The sequence below is a fragment of the Fusibacter fontis genome (assembly GCF_055378735.1).
The window spans coordinates 2,764,985-2,785,424 of record NZ_AP042445.1 but is presented as its reverse complement, the minus strand read 5'-3'; the positions used below and the strand labels follow the sequence as shown (position 1 = coordinate 2,785,424).

At 34.9% G+C, this 20,440-nt stretch carries 14 protein-coding genes and 1 pseudogene; 2 read left to right on the top strand and 13 right to left on the bottom strand.

The window, feature by feature from the left end; translation table 11 throughout:
* Positions 1-27: 27 nt before the first annotated feature.
* Together ACZ41W_RS12425 and ACZ41W_RS12420 are read right to left on the bottom strand one after the other, a co-directional pair.
* Entirely contained in the window at positions 28-2,853 is a 2,826-nt protein-coding gene (locus ACZ41W_RS12425) for a TrlF family AAA-like ATPase (RefSeq protein ID WP_464312299.1), read from the bottom strand.
* Between the two features lie 2,440 nt (positions 2,854-5,293).
* Positions 5,294-5,494, bottom strand: a complete 201-nt coding sequence (locus ACZ41W_RS12420) for a hypothetical protein (protein ID WP_464312298.1) — start codon at positions 5,492-5,494, stop codon at positions 5,294-5,296.
* A 124-nt stretch (positions 5,495-5,618) separates the two neighbouring features.
* Here ACZ41W_RS12420 and ACZ41W_RS12415 point away from each other — a divergent pair, with 124 nt between their 5' ends.
* The gene (locus ACZ41W_RS12415; protein WP_464312297.1) at positions 5,619-7,925 is read left to right on the top strand and encodes a recombinase family protein; all 2,307 of its coding nucleotides are present in this window, start codon (positions 5,619-5,621) and stop codon (positions 7,923-7,925) included.
* A gap of 166 nt (positions 7,926-8,091) precedes the next feature.
* On the opposite strand, the pseudogene ACZ41W_RS12410 reads toward ACZ41W_RS12415, so the two are convergent.
* The 6 genes and pseudogenes from ACZ41W_RS12410 to tig form a co-directional block, all read right to left on the bottom strand.
* Positions 8,092-8,286: pseudogene (locus tag ACZ41W_RS12410) on the bottom strand (peptidylprolyl isomerase); the annotation flags it as partial.
* 53 nt (positions 8,287-8,339) lie between these two features.
* Positions 8,340-8,978 carry a ribosome biogenesis GTP-binding protein YihA/YsxC gene (gene yihA, locus ACZ41W_RS12405; RefSeq protein WP_464312296.1) on the bottom strand — a complete coding sequence of 213 codons (639 nt, stop codon included), beginning with the start codon at positions 8,976-8,978 and terminating at the stop codon, positions 8,340-8,342.
* Positions 8,968-11,307 (bottom strand): endopeptidase La, encoded by a 2,340-nt coding sequence (lon, locus tag ACZ41W_RS12400; RefSeq protein ID WP_464312295.1) that lies wholly within the window; start codon positions 11,305-11,307, stop codon positions 8,968-8,970. The genes yihA and lon overlap by 11 nt, the downstream gene beginning before the upstream one ends.
* Before the next feature lie 99 nt (positions 11,308-11,406).
* Positions 11,407-12,690, bottom strand: a complete 1,284-nt coding sequence (clpX, locus tag ACZ41W_RS12395; RefSeq protein ID WP_464312294.1) for an ATP-dependent Clp protease ATP-binding subunit ClpX — start codon at positions 12,688-12,690, stop codon at positions 11,407-11,409.
* Positions 12,691-12,719: 29 nt separating this feature from the next.
* On the bottom strand, positions 12,720-13,304 hold the full coding sequence (clpP, locus tag ACZ41W_RS12390; protein ID WP_464312293.1) for an ATP-dependent Clp endopeptidase proteolytic subunit ClpP: 585 nt from the start codon (positions 13,302-13,304) through the stop codon (positions 12,720-12,722).
* A gap of 23 nt (positions 13,305-13,327) precedes the next feature.
* The gene (gene tig / locus ACZ41W_RS12385) at positions 13,328-14,614 is read right to left on the bottom strand and encodes a trigger factor (protein WP_464312292.1); all 1,287 of its coding nucleotides are present in this window, start codon (positions 14,612-14,614) and stop codon (positions 13,328-13,330) included.
* 359 nt (positions 14,615-14,973) lie between these two features.
* Here tig and ACZ41W_RS12380 point away from each other — a divergent pair, with 359 nt between their 5' ends.
* Positions 14,974-16,863, top strand: a complete 1,890-nt coding sequence (locus tag ACZ41W_RS12380; RefSeq protein ID WP_464312291.1) for an ATP-dependent helicase — start codon at positions 14,974-14,976, stop codon at positions 16,861-16,863.
* On the opposite strand, the gene ACZ41W_RS12375 is transcribed toward ACZ41W_RS12380, so the two are convergent.
* The 5 genes from ACZ41W_RS12375 to ACZ41W_RS12355 form a co-directional block, all read right to left on the bottom strand.
* Positions 16,780-17,406 carry a regulatory protein RecX gene (locus ACZ41W_RS12375; RefSeq protein ID WP_464312290.1) on the bottom strand — a complete coding sequence of 209 codons (627 nt, stop codon included), beginning with the start codon at positions 17,404-17,406 and terminating at the stop codon, positions 16,780-16,782. The two genes, ACZ41W_RS12380 and ACZ41W_RS12375, sit on opposite strands and share 84 nt — an antisense overlap.
* A gap of 39 nt (positions 17,407-17,445) precedes the next feature.
* The gene (locus tag ACZ41W_RS12370; RefSeq protein WP_464312289.1) at positions 17,446-18,204 is read right to left on the bottom strand and encodes a hypothetical protein; all 759 of its coding nucleotides are present in this window, start codon (positions 18,202-18,204) and stop codon (positions 17,446-17,448) included.
* 14 nt (positions 18,205-18,218) lie between these two features.
* Complete coding sequence (locus ACZ41W_RS12365; protein WP_464312288.1) at positions 18,219-18,584, bottom strand: hypothetical protein; 366 nt, start codon at positions 18,582-18,584, stop codon at positions 18,219-18,221.
* 63 nt (positions 18,585-18,647) lie between these two features.
* Positions 18,648-19,358, bottom strand: coding sequence for a pseudouridine synthase (locus ACZ41W_RS12360; protein WP_464312287.1), 711 nt, complete (start codon positions 19,356-19,358; stop codon positions 18,648-18,650).
* A 26-nt stretch (positions 19,359-19,384) separates the two neighbouring features.
* Entirely contained in the window at positions 19,385-20,353 is a 969-nt protein-coding gene (locus ACZ41W_RS12355) for a nucleoid-associated protein (protein ID WP_464312286.1), read from the bottom strand.
* Positions 20,354-20,440: the final 87 nt, after the last annotated feature.

Sequence of the window (20,440 nt, the reverse complement as noted above, 5' to 3'; positions counted from 1 at the left end):
ACAATGCTCAAATTCTTTGAATCAAAACTACTCTCTAAGATGATATCTTTCTTCTCTCTTTTGAAATGCTTCTTTTCCACCCTCTAGTATATCGCATACCGCATTCCTAATTTCTTTATCTTCAAGACCACCTGACTTATATGTTATTCTAACTCCTTTATCATCCTCAACATCCTCAAACCTAGCAACAATTATCTGCTCTGCATCTGTATTTACAACTAAGTTAGGATTGTGTGTAGCTATTATTATTTGCCTTCTTTTCTTTACATCCCTTATATCATCCTTCAAGTCATTATAAACCGATTTATTATCCAAGTTATCTTCGGGTTGGTCAATAATAATAGGTTTGCTGCTTTTATCTAATTTCAAAAATAACTTCATTAAAACTAAACCCTTTTGACCAGGCGACAACAAAGACAATGCTTTATTATTATACTTAATGTCATAATTAACTGAATAATAATCATCAAACAGAAAGTCATAAAAATCCGAGATTGTGTAACTCTGCTTTAATAACTTAGACTCTGAATCTTTACCAAAGTGTTTTAATATAAATTGTTCAAGGTTATCCACTTCAAATAATGATTCTGTTAACTTAAATAATACACTATCTAATGTTTCATTATTAGAGATATTTTGAAGATTATCTGTGATTTCTTTGTAAATACCCCCAAGCGCCTTCATTATATTTTCAGAACTATAACCAGAACCATGGTTTATTATTTGGTCTTCTTTTATTTTAAGTTTTTCTAAATTAAATGAAATACTTACATCAAAACCTATAACACCCTCTTCTACTACTTTTTTTAATTCAACATACTTATCTCTCTGCAACAGCTTCATTTTTAGTAAACCTAAATACTTGCTTCTCCTATCATCTTTTCCTAATTCTAAACTAGTTTCATAATGAGCCATTCTATTGTACTCTGAATGCAAACTAGCAAACTCTCTACTCAGCTCATTCCTTTTATTTAACCAATTGGTTATTATTTTTTGCTCATCCTCAAAATTTGAGTTTTCCTTCTTTAATGGTTCTAATTCAAGCAAAATAGTTTGTAATTCACTTTGTATTTCTGTTATCTTAGATTTGGATTTATCATATGCCCTTTGCAATTCATCTAACCCATTCAATGTGACCACAGGCTTTACCACATCTTGAACTAATTCGCTAATCCATTCATAATCATTAGCCCTATTTTGAACTTCTTCTTGTAATTTTTTCTGTGTGGATTTAATTTTTTCTTCCACCCAATTAATGAATGATTCAAGCTCTACTAATTGTTGCTGTATTTCAGTTTCTACTTTCTTTAAGTTAGACTCTTTTGTCAGCAACTCCCTGAATTTATTATTTTTATCCTCATCAAATCCAGATGAATGTTTTGGCTCATCCAAAATATGTCCTTTTAGTTCACTTTCCTTTGATTTTAAAGCTCTATGCTTTTCAGCCTTTACAATTAGTTTACTGCTATTTTCTTCAACAGTTTTATTGATAATTCCAATTTCCTTATCAATGTCTTCATATTGTCTATAAAATTCTTTTATTGATGTATCATTTGAATTGATTATTTCTCTTATAAAACTCTGAAGTTGTTCTTTTTCTGAAGAGTAATTCTCTAACTCTTTCAAAGACAAGTATCGCACTTTTGCACTAGGAATTGAACTATTTGAAACACTAAGAGTGCTAATTGTTGTTGAATAACTTTCTAACCCCTCAAATGTAATCTCTGACTCCAAATTACCAAGTTTACCATCTTTTTTAACTCTAAAATAAAATGAACTAGGGTTTTTAACATCAGCTTCGAAAATACCTTCTTCACTTGATAGAGCTATCATATCTAATAAAGCTGTTTTACCAGAGCCTTTCTCACCGATTATTGCTACTAACCCCCTATTTAAATTAATTAACTCATTACTAAACCACTGATTCGCATTCTTAAAGCAAATTGATGAAATTATATTAGTTTTACTCTCTGAAAACTTTGGATTGTGCGATTTTAGTTGAATTCTATCCAAGGGTTCATACTTTATCTGCATTAAACCATTAAAACTAAAATCTGCTTTAATCCAAGTGTAACAGTCATATTTATCAGCTTTAAATGACTGAAAATCATGAATATCCATTGAATGTATTATTGGCTTATCACCAAACATTTCTGTTTTTGCCTTTTTTTCTAATGCTTTTTCTAAGCTAGGAGCTGCAGTGAAAAAAGCATCTGCTTTATCAAAAAGTTCTCTCTTATAATGCTTAATTTGAGTACCAACTTCCATATTGGACCACTCTTTATACCCTAACATTATGAAAGTTTTATCTTTCCAAGTATTAGTTTTTAACAACTCAAATACTTTTTTAGTTGATGGTATAAACTCTTTAAAACCTTTTGCTATTGAATTATCAGTAGAATATTTAGCCATATTATCTTTGCTAAGAGGAACTGTATTATGTTCATCTAAAGAACTCAATTTAACATTATTAATAAATTGGTCTTTTACCAATTGAATTTCATTACCATAATCTGTTTCATCGATATCAAACAGAATATGAAGATTTACTTTCTGAATATCATGTTGGCTTGCAGTAGCAAATGTATCTACCCTAAACTCTAATATTAAGAAAATCTTTTCAATGTTTTTAAGTCGCCCTTTAAACTTATATTCCATTACTTTTTCATAACCATCTGTAAAATAATAATCATTTATACCTAGTACTCTTACATCCTCTGGTAAACTCTCTAGCGAACAAATGAACTTCTCCCAACCCTCAGGATTATCTCCATCATAATTATTCACTATTGATTTTGGTGTATGTATATGTAAATCCCATCTATTCCATTCAGAACCCCTATTTAAACTCATATTGCCTCCTCTGGTTTTCTAATAATACTTTATGGTCTAAGTATACTTAAAAATTTAATGTATAACCAGAACTAAAATTTGATACATTGTTTCTATTATTCATTCATTATTCAAATAGGTACAAGGTGATTTTAAGATATATTTTTACCCTCTCAGAACCCATTTATCAATTACTAACTTATTAGGTAACCAATTTATAGCTGATATATATATACCGCTTAAAACCCAAATTTGAGCCTTTAAAGTGCACTTGATTTATTTGGTGGAACTGAGCCTAAAGGCTCAAAACTCACCAGTTCCTGTCTTTTTACCCTTTATTGCTTTTTATTCAATAATAACCGCACTCTCTAATACCCATATCTAATGACTACACTCAATCTCAATTACTTAACCACTTTTCAATACACTTTACTTGCTTTACTATTCTAACCGAACAACCGGGCAGCATTATTTTAAAAGTAGACAAGGTAGAGTAAAATGCTCTACCTTGTCTATTTGGTTTAAATGTTAAGGTGGTGCTATATTGTGCTGTTTTTGCTCTATTACTAGAACCCCTTTATCATTATTTACCCTGTATGCTTTTAACTCCACTTAATACTACTTCTTTAAATCTTAGCTTTATATCTCTACTTAAATCTAAACCGCACTATATTGCACATCATTACCCTTAATAGTCTAAGATGCTAAAACCCTTTCAAATAATACCCTTACTATCATAATAGTTAAATCCTTTACTCTGCTTCGACTTAACTACTTTTTCTACCTTTACTGCCTTTACACTCCTTACTCTCCTTACTCTCCTTACTCTCTTATTACCGAAATACCGCCTAAAAACATACGGCGGTATTTCTCCATTATGATTTATCGGGGAGCACTTAGAGTATTGGTAATCGGGAAGAAGTAGTTGAAAATAAAGAGAAGTATTAGGTAGTCGGTGAGCAGTTAAAGTAATTTGAAATTAGATAAATAGGAAGTTTAAGGTGGTTGAATATTACTAGGAAGATTTCAATGAAGATGCTGGTGGAACTGAACCTATCGGTTCAAAACCTCACCAATCACTGCCTTAATACACTATTTACAACAATTACTTATAGGCTAATACTGTGCAATTAGGTGCTTTTATACCCTTATAAACATATAAACCAAATTATTCAGTTCTTCCATTTAACCGCTTCGCTTGTTCCTACTTCATTACTTTTTTTTGCTTATTACTACCGCTTCGCTTACTTTAACTTTCTTATATCTATTACCTTTACTGCCTTTGATAACCGCTTCGCTCTACACGACTTTTACTGCACAATTTGGCACAGAACCTAGAGGATGATTAATACCCCTCATATTTTCTTATTTATAATACCCCCTTATACTTTCTTTCTCTTAATACCCTTACAAACATTGTTATTACTTACTTTAACCGCTATACTTATTACTACTTAAATTTATCTAACCGCTCTGAACTTACTTATCTATCTAACCGCTCTTAATACTTGCTAACCGCTCTTTCTTCTCTCTCGCTCGGGTCGGGTAGTAGAGAAAGCGATTTTAGAATAAAATCGCGGGAATCAGGTAGTTGAGATATTGAAAAAACTAAGCAAAATGCGCTTAGTTTTTAATAGGTAGATTGATGATGTTATAGTAATAGGTGGATTTGTGCCTTTAGGCACAATATTGATTTATTTGCTCTATTACTCAAAACCCCTAAACCCTTAAAACCCCTCTTAATTATGTATTATCTTATTTGACCCAAACATTTAAAACCCTTTTGTATTCTACCCTTATAAACATATAGGCTGATTACAGATACACAAACATCACAACTACTTAACCAGTTAACCACATTACCTCACAACTTCCTATCTTACCTATCTTGTCTATATCTCCTAATGAACCTAATATGCCCCTTAAATCCCTATTTTCTCTATCTTTTATCAACTTCATCGCCTTCTCCTTTCTCTCAACTTCATCATCGCTTTTTTTCTTTATCTTCCATTATCATCATCTCTCTTTTAATATTAGTCTAATGTGTTTCTATTTATGTCCATTTCAAAAAATGTACTTTTTCATTTTTGTCCATAATTTGAATAAAACCTATATGATACCTAAGTAAAATAATTTTCAAGAACTAAATATTAAGATTTCTTAATATTTTAAACTTAATGACAAATTCTATTTATTTTATATTATATTACAACACTCAAATTACTGTAAGTATTGAAAACACTACATTTAATCAGTTTAAATGAATTTTTCAATATATGTCAATAAATAACACAAAAAATTGTATGTTCGGTTTTGAAAACTGTATGTTATTTCTATATTGAAATTGAAAAATAACACCTTTCAACACATTTATACTGAAAATTGTATGTTCAGTTTTAAAAATTGTATGTTGTATTTTAAATCTAAAAACACCAAACCTAAGTATTTATTAGGTTTGGTGCTATACATACTCAACATCCACAAAAGCCATTATTGCACTGTATTTATAACCGCTGGCTTTGTTATTAAATAGAAACTCCATTTGCGATATCAACAATTCTCTGTTGTTTTCTCTCAGCTTATCCCTTGCCAATAGAAATAAATCATATTCTGATATAAACTTAGGTGCTTGAACTACCAATCTTTTATCTAACTTATCCAAATTAACACCCCCTCTACATACATTATACCGCCTTTTTTATCGTTTGTATCGTGTCCCGAAATTTTCTTAAAACCAATTTATACCTGTGGTATAATGGCAATAATACATTATGTTTGAGGTTAATATGAGCAAAATTCAGTATATTAGTAAAGACAGTAAAAAATCATATAAAATTATTAACAACAAAAAAATTGCAGTCTATATTCGTGTATCAACAGAACATGAAAATCAAAAAGAGTCTTTAGTAAATCAAAAGAAATTATTTGACAGATTACTAGGTGTAGATGAATATGATATGTACTGTGATGAGGGTCTATCAGCTGCTATAAAACTAGAAAACCGATTGGCATTTAAAAATATGTTAGAACAATGCGGTTTAGAAACATCAGAAGCGCATAGTAAAGAAGATAAATTGAGGGAGTTAAATCAAGAACCCACCAAAAATAAAGGTACCCTTACTGTTGCAATAAATAGTAAAAAACCCAAATATAACTTTATATATGTAAAAAGCACAAGCAGATTTGCAAGGTCTTATGATGGCGCTACTATTCTAACACTTCTTAAAGAAAAAAATGTAGGTGTTAAAGTCACATCGAATGGACTCAACAGTTTAGTTGATTCAGATTGGAAGCATTTTTTAGCAGCATTATATACAGATACTGTTTTTTCAAAATCTTTATCCGAATCTGTTAAATCAGGTTTTATTGAGAAACATCAATCTGGAATGTTAACAAATGTTAGATATTATGGTGCAAAGCCTGTTTTAAACAAAAAAACCGTAGAGAAATATGAAATCATTGAGAATGAAGCTGAAGCTGTTAGATTAATTTATGAATGGTATTTGAATGGGATAATAGATGAAAATGGTAATTTATTATCTCAACCACTTGGATTTAAAACAATCGCTATTGAACTAAATAAAAGAGGTTATCCTACCTTATTAGGAAAACCATGGAATCAAGGCACTGTTCAAAAAATAATGGGTAATGAAAAATATAAAGGGTATTTTAATGGTGGTAAATATGATGCTAGTCGAATAGATAATCCTGGTCGAAATAGTAGTAAAATCAGAGATAAATATGAATGTTACCCTCATGAGGGTATTCCTGCAATTGTAACTCCGGAACTCTGGGATGCTTGTGCTGAAAAGAGATTAAATAAAGAAAGTGCAATTAATAGAATTGAGAGTACAAACCAATCAACAAGATATGGCGGATTAGTATATTGTGGTTTATGTGGTAGCAAATACAAACATAATAAAACCATTAGGAATAAAAAAATACTTCAATTAGTTAAAAAAGTTGATAATGCAGTAAATGAATTGGTAAAAAATGAAGAATTAGCAATCCCAAAAGATTCTATATTCTATCAAAATGATAAAATTTTAAAATTAGTTTTACTAAAAAACTCAGACAACATCAATGAATTATCGCCTTCTGATAAAAATAGACTAGATAAAATCATAAAGGAATTAAAAAAAACTAAAACTAATGATTTTGATACTTTTATAAAAAATAACAATATCAAAACCGAATTAGACCTAAGAGATAGCAATATGGTTGGTTACTATGTCTGTAAAGTAAAAAAAGACCAATCGTCTGCAAAATGTAATAATCACAATGTGATGGATGAACAACTAGATGAAATGATAGAAGAAATGTGTAATGGTGGTTATGCTGCATTAATCAAATCTGAATTCATTTATAATGTCCAACTATGTGTAAGTAAAATAGGTGTAGAATTTAGCAATTTAATAGATGATAATAAAGACATTGATAAAATTACTAGTTTAAAAAATGAACTTAATGCTAAAGAATCAGAAATTAATGAAAAAATAAATTTATATGGTAAACTCGGTGGAGATAACCTATATTTAGAAAATGCTATAGATTTGCTAAATAAGGATATAAGAAATTTAAAGGTAGAATTAACACAATTACAGCGCACACCAAATACATCAATTAATATTATCAGTAAAAAACTCCAATTAATTGAAGATTTATTAAAAGAATTTACCCAACTAAAAACAAACTACACCCAATGGGAAATATTCCAAAAAATTGCGCGTATTGTTGTATATCCAGATAATAATTATTTAAAACCTAACAGATATAGTAAACCTAAACTTCATATAATATATAAAAATCAACTTGCATCTGAGGATGATTTAGGTTTTACACCACTTGGTAATGTAGTTGATAACAACTCAAATGATTATGATATTGACTTAACTAATGATGATAATGATTTTAAAGATACACCTTATTTAGAATCATTTAAGAACAAGAATAAATGGTCAGGTAAAGTTGCTGAAGAAGATGGGTTAATTATAGAAATGGGAACAATAACAGGTAAAACTATACAACAACAGATTCAAGAATACCTAGACCGACAAAAACTAAAACTAGAAAAATTTAAAGAGGTGCTATAATGCACCTCTTTTTGTTCTGGTTAATTTGGAAAAATGTGTAAGTTGATTTTTTTAAATCCAAAAGTTGAAACAACATAATAAAACAGGAGAGTTTTTGACAAATCCACAATGTCAACAACAACTGAAAGCCTTTATTTTACTTACATTCAGAATGGAGGACTATTTAACCTAACACAGTACCATTTGGACAGCCGCCTTGGATCATAAAACCTTTAATCACTCTATGGAAAATAAGGCCATTGTAATAACCTTCAGATGCCAATGTTAAGAAGTTATTCACACTTGTCGGTGCGATTTCAGGATATAACTCAGCGATCATTGTGCCATAGTCTTTTACATTGATTTTCACTTGTGGATTCATAAAAACCTCCTAGTTTTGTTTTAAATAACTTATTTTTCTATATTATAACCCAATTAAGCTCTTTCACCAGAATCAACTTGACGTTCCATATGGATGTCAATTTCATTGGCTTCAAACAATTCATTCATGGCGTCCCAAACATCGTATTTTCCATCACGTGTCTGTGCGGATACAGGGATAATCACTGCATCCTTATCCATATTTAATTCTTTTCGAATCATTTTAAGTTGTGCTGCTACTTGATTCTTACTCAGTTTATCCGCTTTTGTGGCAATGACGATGCCGTTAAAGCCCGCTCGGATAATCCACTCGTACATCTCCTTATCCTCACCGGACGGTTTATGACGAATATCAATGAGCTGAAAAACTTCCACGAGGTTTTCTCGCGTATTGAGATAGGTTTCAATAATTTTACCCCAACCAGCTTTCTGATCTTTGGATACTTTTGCAAAACCATATCCCGGCAAATCGACGAAACGAAAGAGTCCATCGATGTCATAAAAGTTAACGAGCTGCGTCTTTCCTGGAGTCGAACTTGTTTTCGCAAGTCCTCTACGATTGAGCAACATGTTAATCAAAGATGATTTTCCCACATTGGATCGCCCTGCAAAGGCGAACTCAGGGAGTGCATCTTCAGGATATTGCGACTTCGCCACTGCGCTGATGACAAACTGGCTATTCTTAATTTTCATTGAGTGTTCCCTCTCTTACCAATGCATGAACCAATACTTCATCCATAGTTTTCACTGGCACAAATTCAATTTCTTTTTTGATGGCCTCAGGAATATCCTCTAAATCTTTCAAATTATCAAATGGGAAAATGATTTTTTTGATTCCTGCACGTCTTGCCGCTAAAGATTTTTCTTTAAATCCGCCAATTGGAAGCACCCTTCCTCTTAACGTAATTTCGCCTGTCATCGCGACAAATCGATTTACTGGGATACCTGAAAGTGCCGAAATCATCGCCGTTGCCATGGTAATCCCAGCCGAAGGACCATCTTTAGGAATAGCACCCTCTGGAATATGAACATGAAGATCCAAATTCTCATGGAAATTTTCATCAATGTCATAGTGAGATGCAACCGTACGGATGTAGGATAAGCCTGCTTGTGCAGATTCTTTCATAACATCTCCAAGTTGTCCCGTCAATTGAAGTTTTCCCTTTCCCTTCATGGTGTTCACTTCAATAGATAGCGTATCGCCGCCAACAGCCGTCCATGCAAGACCTGTGACAATCCCCACTTGATTTTGTTCTGCCACTAAATCATAGTGATATTTCGGTTTACCTAGATATTTATCGAGATTTTTATCTGTAATTCGAACGGATTTAACGTCACCTTTAACCACTCGAACGGCTGCTTTACGGCAAACATCTGCGATTTTACGTTCAAGTTCACGAACGCCAGATTCTCTCGTATATTGTCGGATGATTTCATTGAGTCCATCATCTGAAATGGAAAGATGGGATTTGGATAATCCGTGTTCTTCCATTTTCTTTGGTACTAAATATTTTTTTGCAATATTGAGTTTTTCAAACTCTGTATAACCAGAAACTTGAATCACTTCCATACGATCTAACAAAGGTCTTGGAATCGTCGAAAGGGAATTCGCCGTAGTTAAAAACATCACTTTTGATAAATCAAATGGCACTTCCAAGTAATGGTCAGTAAACTCTTTATTTTGTTCTGGGTCCAACACTTCTAAAAGTGCAGAAGCTGGATCGCCTCTAAAATCGCTAGATAACTTGTCGATTTCATCAAATAAGAACACAGGATTTTTAGTGCCTGCTTCTTTGATGCCGTTAATGATACGACCTGGTATTGCGCCGATGTACGTTCTTCTATGTCCTCTAATTTCAGCTTCGTCACGTACACCACCTAAAGACATTCTTACAAATTCACGATTGAGTGAACGCGCAATGGATTTTGCGATCGATGTCTTACCAACCCCTGGAGGTCCTACTAAACAAATGATTGGTCCTTTCATACTTTGAGTTAAATCACGTACTGCGAGGTACTCCACCACGCGTTCTTTAACGGACTCAAGTCCAAAGTGATCTTCATCTAGCACAGCTTGCGCCTTTGTCAAATCGATTTCGTCTTTTGTCTCTTTTTTCCAAGGCAAATCTAAAATCCAGTTGACATAGCTTCTGATGACTCCACTTTCAGCTGAAGATGGAGACAATCTTGAATACCTGTCAATTTCAGCCGATACTTTTTTGTCAATTTTCTTAGATAATTTAAGCTTTTTAAGTTTTGTGCGCATTTCTTCAATTTCATCTTCTTGCGCTTCTTCTTCTCCAAGTTCGTCGCGAATCGCTTTAATTTGCTCTCTCAGATAATATTCTTTTTGAGATTTGCTAATTTGGCTCTTCACTTTATCGTTGATATTTTTTTCAACTTCAATGATTTCAATTTCACTGAGTAAAAGTTTAAACAAACTTTCAAGTCTCGCCTTAACATCAATTGCATTGATGAGCTCTTGTTTTTGATCCGTTTTCAGTGTCAACTGCGCAGCAATTGTATCTGCTAGTCTTCCCGGTTCATCGATCACAGATACGGATAAGACGATTTCAGCGCTCGTACGATTACTTGTTGCAATATAACGTTCAAATGCCGTGATACAGCTTCTCATCAGCGCGCGCGTCTCTTTATCGATTTCTGTTGAATCTTCATACGCCGTAATTTCTACCATGAAGTACGGATTTTCTTCTAAAATGGTGTTCACTTGAGCTCTTTGAATACCCTCAACGAGAACTCGGATGGCATCACCCGGTAATTTAAGCATCTGCTTAATTTTACAAATAGTTCCAATTTTATAAAAATCAGTCGACTCAGGAGAATCGTTGTCAATGTCAAATTGTGTTGTTAAAAATATGCGTTGGTCTTTTGCCATTGCTGCTTCTAACGCTTTAATCGATTTTTTTCTACCCACATCAAAGTGAAGGACCATATTGGGAAAAATCGATAATCCTCGCAATGGAATCAAAGGAATATTAATGATACTATTATTACTTTCCACTATTCTCACCTCTTTTATAGATTTGATTACGATTTCATACACTCAAATACTGTAAAATTGTATTGTGCACGTATAGCAAAAAACGAGCTCTCGCTCGTTTTAGGAAACACTTTCTTTACCCTTTTTTAGTTCCTTTTTTGCGGATTCTTTTTTAGAATCAAGGACGAGGGTAGGCAATTGATGGTTGCGAATTGTCTCTTTTGTGACAATACACTTTTTAATGTCTTCCCTAGAAGGGATTTCAAACATTATCTCCATCATCATGCTTTCAAGAATGGATCTCAAACCACGAGCACCAGTCTTTCTTTCAATTGCCATTTGCGCGACTTCAACAAGCGCGTCGTCTTCAAACTCAAGTTCCACGTCATCCATTTTCAGCATCTTTTGGTACTGCTTAATAATGGCGTTTTTAGGTTCTTTCAAAATACGCACAAGCGCGTCTTGATCAAGTTCATGAAGCGATACAACAATTGGAACACGACCGACAAACTCAGGGATCAATCCGTATTTTAAAAGGTCTTTAGGTTCAATCTTATCGAAAAGTTCCCCTAATGAAATATTCTTTTTGCTTTGAACTGCCGCTCCAAAACCAAGTGCCTTCTCGCCAATTCTAGAATTGATGATGGATTCCATGCCATCAAATGCGCCCCCACAAATAAATAGGATATTCGTGGTGTCCACTTGTAGGAATTCTTGGTGTGGATGCTTTCTGCCACCTTGTGGCGGTACATTCGCAACAGTTCCTTCAATGATTTTAAGAAGTGCCTGCTGTACCCCTTCACCAGAGACATCTCTTGTAATAGAAGGATTTTCAGACTTTCTCGTAATCTTATCAATTTCATCAATATAGATGATACCCTTTTGAGCACGTTCTATATCATAATCTGCTGCTTGCACGAGTTTTAAGATGATATTTTCTACATCTTCGCCTACATAACCTGCTTCAGTTAAAGCCGTTGCATCTGCAATTGCAAATGGAACGTCTAATATCTTAGCAAGTGTTTGTGCGAGTAACGTCTTTCCAGAACCCGTAGGTCCAATGAGAAGGATGTTACTTTTTTGAAGTTCTACTTCGTCATCACCCGTTACATGCTGTATTCTTTTATAGTGATTGTACATGGCAACCGCGAGAGTTTTCTTCGCTTTGTCTTGTCCAATCACATAGCTATCTAAAATTTCCTTAATCTCAGACGGTTTTGGGAGCGATTCAAGTACCCAATCATCGCCTTCATCCTTCTTAAAGACTGAAAGCTCTTCCTCAAGAATTTCATTGCAAAGCTCAATACATTCATCACAGATATAGACATTAGGTCCAGCTATGAGACGCTTGACTTGCTCTTGAGTTTTTCCGCAAAAGGAGCACTTTAAAGTTGGTTTATCCATTCATTACCTCATTTCTCTCATACAAACGCTTAACGTTTATCAAAGACTTTGTCGATAAGTCCATACTCTGCTGCTTCTTGTGCCGTCATAAAGTAATCTCTATCGGTATCTTTTTCTATCTGTTCGTAAGGTTTTCCCGTCTTCTCACTTAAAATTCTGTTCAAATCTTGACGCATTTTTAAGATGCGATCTGCCTGAATTTTGATGTCTGACGCTTGTCCTCTTGCACCACCTAATGGCTGATGAATCATCACTTCTGCATTTGGCAAAGCAAATCGCTTTCCTTTTGCACCAGCTGCTAACAAGAATGCACCCATACTTGCCGCCATACCTACACAAATAGTGGATACGTCTGGTTTGATGTATTCCATCGTGTCAAAAATGGCCATCCCAGCAGTGATAGAGCCTCCAGGACTATTAATATAGATATTGATATCTTTATCTGGATTTTCAGCTTCTAAAAATAAAAGCTGTGCAACGACTAAATTTGCCGTGATATCATCGATTTCTCCACTAATAAAGATAATTCGATCTTTTAAAAGTCTTGAATAAATATCGTATGAACGTTCACCTTTGCTTGTCTGTTCTATGACATAAGGGATATAGTTTGCCATTTTGCACCTCCGTGTTACTAAAATTATACCAACTTAGCGTTATCCACTAAGAAATCTACCGTTTTACGTGTTTTAAGGTTAGATTTAAGGTAGTCGTAGTTGTCTCTTTCAAATATCTTCTTAACATCTTCTAATTGACGTTTTTGCATTTCAGCAATTTTAACGAGTTCTGCTTCAACATCTGCATCTGTCACTTCGATATTTTCTTGGTTCATAACTTTTTCAATCACTAAACCTGTTTTAACGCGTGCAAGTGCATCGTTTCTCATTTGATCTTTCATCGACTCAATTGTGCTACCTGTAAACTGCATGTATTGATCAAAGCTTAATCCTTGGTATCTCAATTGTTGGTCAAATTCACGGATCATGCCATCGATTTCAGCATCTACCATTTTAGCAGGGATTTCGACTGTTAAAAGTTCTGTTACTTTATCGATGACTTTATCTCTTTGAGCAGCATTTGCACTTTCAGCTGCAGATACTTTTAATTCTTCTTTTAAGCTATTTTTGTAAGCTTCTAAAGTATCAAATTCTGATACATCTTTTGCAAACTCATCATCAAGAGCTGGTAACTCTTTGAATTTAATTTCGTTTACTTTTACTTTAAAAATAGCATCTTGTCCAGCTAATTCTTTTGCATGGTATGTTTCAGGGAAAGTTACTTTCACTTCTACATCATCACCAGTATTTGCGCCGATTAATTGCTCTTCAAATCCCGGAATAAAACGACCAGAACCGATTACGAGTTCTTGATTATCCGCTGTGCCGCCTTCGAATTGCTCTTCGCCAACAAATCCTTTGTAATCGATGATACAAGTATCGCCTTCTTGAACTGCTCTATCTGTTACAGAAACTAAACGCGCGTTCATGGTTCTTGTTTTTTCGATTTCAGCAAGAATCATCTCATCTGTTACTTCTGCACTTACTGTTTCAACTTCAATGCCTTTGTAACCTTCAAGTGTAAACTCAGGTGCAACTGTAATCACTGCAGTAAACACTAAATCTTGTTTCGCGCCTACTTCAAGGACATCTACATCAGGACGTGCAACTGGCTCAATTTTAAGTTCATCAAGTGCTTTTTCATAGTGAACTTGTAAAAGTTCGTTGACAGCATCTTCATAGAAAACGCCTTCGCCGTATTGTTTTTCGATGATTGTTTTTGGTACTTTTCCTTTTCTAAAGCCTGGTACTGAGAATTTACCTTTGTTTTTGTTGTAAGCAGCAAGTACGGCTTTATCGAATTCTTCAGCTGGAACAACCGCTTTAATCGTTACTTCACTGTTTTCTTTTTTCAAAATTTCATAGCTCATTTTAATAGCCTCCCGATCATTATATACTTAATATTGCTCTCTTTTGCGAGCCTTAAATATTACCTGTGGAAATTGCATATTTACCTTTTTTAATTGCGAAAATCATGTATTTTTAAATTCATAATCACTCAATTACGCCATTTTAAAATTAAATTCTCATAAATTAACATATGCAATTTTCTAACCTCATTAACCTATTTATATTAACGTATTTGGCGGAAAAAGTAAAGTTTAATAAGGAAAATCACCTTAATTATACCGTAAATGTACCGTCTAGCAAGGGTTTATTGCAAAAGTTAACCTCTTGTTATATATTATTCATAAATCATTCACACATTCGAGGCGTTTTAGGAGTAAAAATGAGCAAAAATTCACTTACAGAGGCACAAATTGAAGCATCAAAGCATACAAAAGGTCCAGCACTGACGTTGGCGATTCCAGGAAGCGGCAAGACAACTTTATTATTACATCGATTGATCCATCTCGTAGAAAAAGAAGGTGTGTCGCCACATTCCATCTTAACATTGACCTTTTCAAAAGCCTCTGCAGATGATATGAGCCAACGCTTTAAGTCTCAATTTGGACATTTACCTTACAACTTTCAATTTATGACCATTCATAAATTTGCCTACTCCATTTACAGAACGTATTTAAAAAACTCAAATACGACCATGAAACTCATCGAGGAGGGCAACCTCAAGTACCAAGTCCTCAACGAAATCTATAAAAAACACCATCACGAACCTCTTTCAGAAGACGATTACGAGACGCTTTCTAATCATATTGGCCTCATCTACAATCTAAAGCTCTCACGGAAAAAGCCTGAATCTGCACCTGATTTTCAGTGGGAAGATACATTTGAAATGGCAGCGGATTATCATATTTATAAACGCGACCACCAGCTCTTTGATTTTGACGATATGCTCGTCAGTGCCATCCGCATACTGGATAAAAATCCTGAATTGCTTAAACGGATTCAATCACAGTACACTTATATTCAGGTGGATGAAGCTCAAGACACTTCAAAACTTCAGTTTGAACTCATTGAAATGCTTTTGACCCCTGAACACAATCTCTTTTTGGTAGCGGACGATGATCAATCCATCTACGGATTTCGCGGTGCATATCCTTCGTATTTACTGGATTTTCCCAATAAGTTTGAAAATGCTAAACTGTATTATCTCGCACACAACTTCCGTTCTGATGCACATATCGTCGAGACTGCTTCTGAGATTATCAGGGCCAATCAAGAACGTTTTGATAAGGACATGAAGCCATTTTTCCCAGCTGTTGAAAAGCCCCTTGTGAGGCTGTTTGACGATTTGCCTTCGCGCAATCAATTTTTAATGGACGCACTTAAAAACAACGAAGGGACCCAAGCGATTCTGTTTAGAAATCGCGTATCTGCACTTAGCGTAATCGATGCTCTTGAGCGCCATCAGCTGCGTTTTCAAATTAAAGAAGCGCCAACGAAAGAATTTCACCACTGGCTGTTGGAAGATCTATTGAGTTTTTTCACACTCGCACTCATTCCTCAAGATATGGACAGTTTTTTAAGAATTTCCTACAAGACAAATGCCTACATTTCAAGAGAAATGGTCAATTACGTGAAAAGTAATAATCGTGGCAGAAGTATTTTTTCAACTTTGGTGGAAATTCCTTTTTTAGAAGACTATCAAACACGCACGCAAGAACGGTTCCAAGAAAACTTTGAAAAACTCAAGAATCTCAGACCCTATGATGCCATTCATTTTATCGAGACAGAACTCGGTTATCTCGATTATTTGAAAAACAATGCACAGCGACTGGGGATGACGATGAACTTTGCCAGAACCCGTCTAGATGCCTTTAAAGCGATAGCAAAACCTCTTAAAAGTGGATTTGATTTTATTAACAGAATCGCCGAACTCAGAGTGTACCTTCAAGAGAATTTCAACAACTCAGAAGAACGCATCGTCCTTAGCACACTTCACGGCTCAAAGGGACTTGAATTTGACGCCGTCTATATGATCGACGTCAATCCACAGATTTTTCCAGGATTTAAAGCAACAGAAAACGCCGCCCTTGAAGAAGAGCGACGTCTATTTTATGTCGGTATTACACGTGCTAAAAAGCATTTTGAACTTCTACACGTCGAGTTTATCAATGGCAGCTATAATGCCAACTCAAAATTCATCGACGAACTGCTCAGCAAGCCGTTTACTGACCGCCGTTTTAACAACGCCACTGGAAAACCCGCGATTAGCTAAAAATGAAGCCAGTTTATTGTAAATACTCACTTTATACTTGTAATCTACTTTCAAGCGATCCCAATCAATTTTGGTGTTCGCTATTTTTTTATTCAGAATTTCGTCAACCGTTTCCTCGGCTGAGACGAGCTCGCCTTCATCTTCAAGGTTGTTATATGCCGTCTGAATCAGGTCTTCCAAGATCCCTTTTCGGTAGAGCATTTGTTTCATTCGATAAGCGCCATATCGACTTTGTTTACTGCGTATTAACGTCTCCGTATACGTTAAATCATCTAAAAATCGGCATTCAAGCAAATAATCTACGATGCGATTGGCAACGATCTTCGGATAAGCCTTACTCGCCAATTTACTTCGAACTTCTGAAACGGTGTACATTTTAAGAGACAATAAATAAAGGGCATAATTGAGCCCTTTTTCATAGAGTTTCTCATCATCTACAGGATTTGAGTTTATCGATTGATCCATGGTCTCATCCATGGATTGATCTATAAACTCGCTACGAACAATTTCATTTTCCGAATCATCTAATCTCCGATTTTTCATAGAATATGCTTTTACGCCTCCGTTTTAGATTATATCCGGTTAATTTTTATCGCCTCTAGAGCTTTTATCTTCCACTTTGACTTTAACCCAGTCGATTTCAACAGAGTTACCACTTCCAGTTCCATATGGATGCATCATAATGCGAATGGCACTTTTGTCGAGTTTATAGCTATAGAGTTTGTACTCATCGTTATTGATTTTATATGTGATGTGATTGGTTCTTCTATCAAAAATCAACGTTTCTTCAAACCACTCATCATAAATCGGCGTAATGATTTTATAATTTTTATTGTACTCCCAATCCGCTGCTAAGAGTCTAAAAACATCTTTTCCAGGTCTTGTAGATTCGTTAACCAAGTCATATGAATACTCCACGAGAACAACACCATCCCCCAGTGCTGAGGACCAAGACCCATCTGCTCTTTCAGGAACAAGTTCTAAATCTTCAGATTGATAAAAGGCAAACCCACCTGCAAACACATTGGGACCATGTTTTAATTTCACGCGTCGAGTGACCGTCAGCACGTCATTGCTTTGAAGCTCAATTGGACGACTTAACATATAAGGAACTGCGCCACCATCATCATAAGACAGCTCTAATATGCCATTTTTAAGAGCAATCAGATCGTAGTTGCGCTTATACTCATCCCACGCACTAACAAGCCAAAATTCCTTATCCATCTCATCGAAATTAAATTCATAAGTTTCAATTTTTACGGGTTCTGTTACGTGATCAAATATGGTATATCCCAAATACACGACAATCACAAATAGTAAAAATACAAATACTCTCTTCATACGTGTCACATTCCTTATTTAATTTTGTCTGCAATTTCTTCCACATCTTTTAAACCGATGATAAATTTATACTTCGGTTGAAATTTCTCGAATTTTAACTCAAATACAAATTGAATCACATCCACAGATTGCCAAGTAATTGAAATGTCCTTCACCCAAGATGAAAGTTTAATTTCAACGAGCTTCTCCATAAGTAAAAATCTCAGTCTTGGTAAATCGACAAATCCTTTTGGCGTCGCTTTTAGATAATTAAACGTCGAAACGAGTATCGTCTCTCGTACGCGCCTAAAAATCAAGAATTGACGAATATTTTTATAACTTTCAACCATGAGGAATATGATTAAAGTTCCTATACCCGCTATGATATAAGCATTTAGCATAATCTCACTCCATTCTACTTTCAATCAATTAAATTATCGGCTCAAACTCCCTAAGTCTTAACGCTAAAATGCTTCCGGATTATTTTCCGCCACCATTTGCCTTAATTGTTTTAACTCAGTTTCAGATAAATAGCGCCATTTACCCAAAGGCAAATCATCTAGTTGTATATTTAATACCCGAATGCGTTTTAACTTAATCACTTCATACCCGAGTGCATCACACATTCTTCTGATCTGACGATTGAGACCTTGGGTCAAGATAATCTTAAATGTCATCTCATCCACTTTTTGAATCTCGCAAGGGCGAGTCACTGTATCGAGGATGGAAACACCTGTTGCCATTTGATGGAGAAATTTTTTAGAAATCGCCTTGTTAACAGTGACGATGTACTCTTTTTCATGATAAAATCGAGCTTTCAAAATTCCGTTGGATAAATCGCCGTCATTTGTCAACAAAATAAGCCCCTCTGAATTTTTATCTAATCGCCCGACAGGAAACACGCGAGTTGGAAAATTCAAGAAGGTAATGATATTATCCTTCACCTCTAAACTTGATGTACATTCTATTCCCACGGGTTTGTTAAGTGCAATTACAACCTTTTCATCCACCGCTTGGACTTTTTTACCGCAATAAACGACTTCATCTTGCGTCGACACTTGCGTACCAAGAACTGCCACATTTCCATTTACAAGAACATTTCCCGCTTCTATTTGACGATCCGCCTCTCGCCTGGAACAAATGCCAGAATCACTGAGAAACTTATTAAGACGCATGCTGACTCCTTTCAAAATAGGGTTCACTAAAGCAACTCTCCTAGATTTTTCAGTTCTATTGTCACAGAACCATCTGGATGGTTGATAATATCAAAATTTTCACTTCTCGACACGTATTCAAACGGCATGATGATCTCTACCCCACTTGCCGTTTTGATTTTCTGTGTCCGCTTTAACTTTTTTCGTTGTGCTTCATTGATTTCAATAGTTGCAGGTTCAATCCCGCGTTCATCGAGGGCATTCAAATAGGACTCTCTTGCTGCTTCTGTGTCAAAACAACTTGCAGCGATGGCCTGTACATCAATTTCTCCACTTTCATCCAAATGTTCTGTGACCATGCGTTTTACTTGGGCACTTTTGATTAAAGGCTGATCTTCATATTTTTCGATGACTTTATCCGCTGTTTTTGTAATCAAGTCAATTTTGCGTTTTGCTGTCAGTTCGCTTCTCATCCCAAGTACAGCTTCAGAAATATAACGGGTTTTATTCCCATCGAGCGTCACTTGCTTGTCCTTAATCAACACTTTTCCATCCGTCAAATTGATTAAAAAGCCTTCTTCGACTTTTTGTGATTTATAAGGTAAAGTCGTCACTTGACGCACGATTTTGTTGATGATGAGCTGATCTTCAAGCTCAACTGCATGTGCAAAGCTCGTTCTGAAATTGAGTTTTAAAAATCCAATATAATCAATTCCATCGCGTTCAAATTTTAAGCACATTAAATCACAAGGCTTAATCTCTTCTGATGATTGCATCGCGATGAAAAATAAGTCTGCTACCTCTAAAGCCACTTCTTTAAAATCCATGAGAGAAGAAGTGATCTTTTGTGCCGCACTTATTTCTGAAGTGGAAATATCTAAATGCTCGAAAAAACCTTCGATGTGTTTACCTGCATAGTCCATGATCTCTAGATCCAGTTGCATGGGTTTTTCCGATAACAACTTAACGTCACTGCTGGCGTCTAATACGTGTAAAAATGCTTCTATTATTTGCATACTATACCTCTTCAAATGAAATCCTACTTAATAGAATATAACAGGCGACCAGGTTTTTCAAGAAAAAAGGCATTTGTATCTCATGGA

Bases quoted from the DNA above. Each gene is read 5' to 3' on its own strand.
- ACZ41W_RS12355 (WP_464312286.1), bottom strand. From the start codon at position 20,353: ATGCAAATAATAGAAGCATTTTTACACGTATTAGACGCCAGCAGTGAC.
- yihA (WP_464312296.1), bottom strand. From the start codon at position 8,978: ATGAAAATTAAGAATAGCCAGTTTGTCATCAGCGCAGTGGCGAAGTCG.
- ACZ41W_RS12380 (WP_464312291.1), top strand. From the start codon at position 14,974: ATGAGCAAAAATTCACTTACAGAGGCACAAATTGAAGCATCAAAGCAT.
- ACZ41W_RS12365 (WP_464312288.1), bottom strand. From the start codon at position 18,584: ATGCTAAATGCTTATATCATAGCGGGTATAGGAACTTTAATCATATTC.
- ACZ41W_RS12425 (WP_464312299.1), bottom strand. From the start codon at position 2,853: ATGAGTTTAAATAGGGGTTCTGAATGGAATAGATGGGATTTACATATA.
- clpX (WP_464312294.1), bottom strand. From the start codon at position 12,690: ATGGATAAACCAACTTTAAAGTGCTCCTTTTGCGGAAAAACTCAAGAG.
- ACZ41W_RS12360 (WP_464312287.1), bottom strand. From the start codon at position 19,358: ATGCGTCTTAATAAGTTTCTCAGTGATTCTGGCATTTGTTCCAGGCGA.
- tig (WP_464312292.1), bottom strand. From the start codon at position 14,614: ATGAGCTATGAAATTTTGAAAAAAGAAAACAGTGAAGTAACGATTAAA.
- ACZ41W_RS12375 (WP_464312290.1), bottom strand. From the start codon at position 17,406: ATGAAAAATCGGAGATTAGATGATTCGGAAAATGAAATTGTTCGTAGC.
- clpP (WP_464312293.1), bottom strand. From the start codon at position 13,304: ATGGCAAACTATATCCCTTATGTCATAGAACAGACAAGCAAAGGTGAA.
- ACZ41W_RS12415 (WP_464312297.1), top strand. From the start codon at position 5,619: ATGAGCAAAATTCAGTATATTAGTAAAGACAGTAAAAAATCATATAAA.
- ACZ41W_RS12370 (WP_464312289.1), bottom strand. From the start codon at position 18,204: ATGAAGAGAGTATTTGTATTTTTACTATTTGTGATTGTCGTGTATTTG.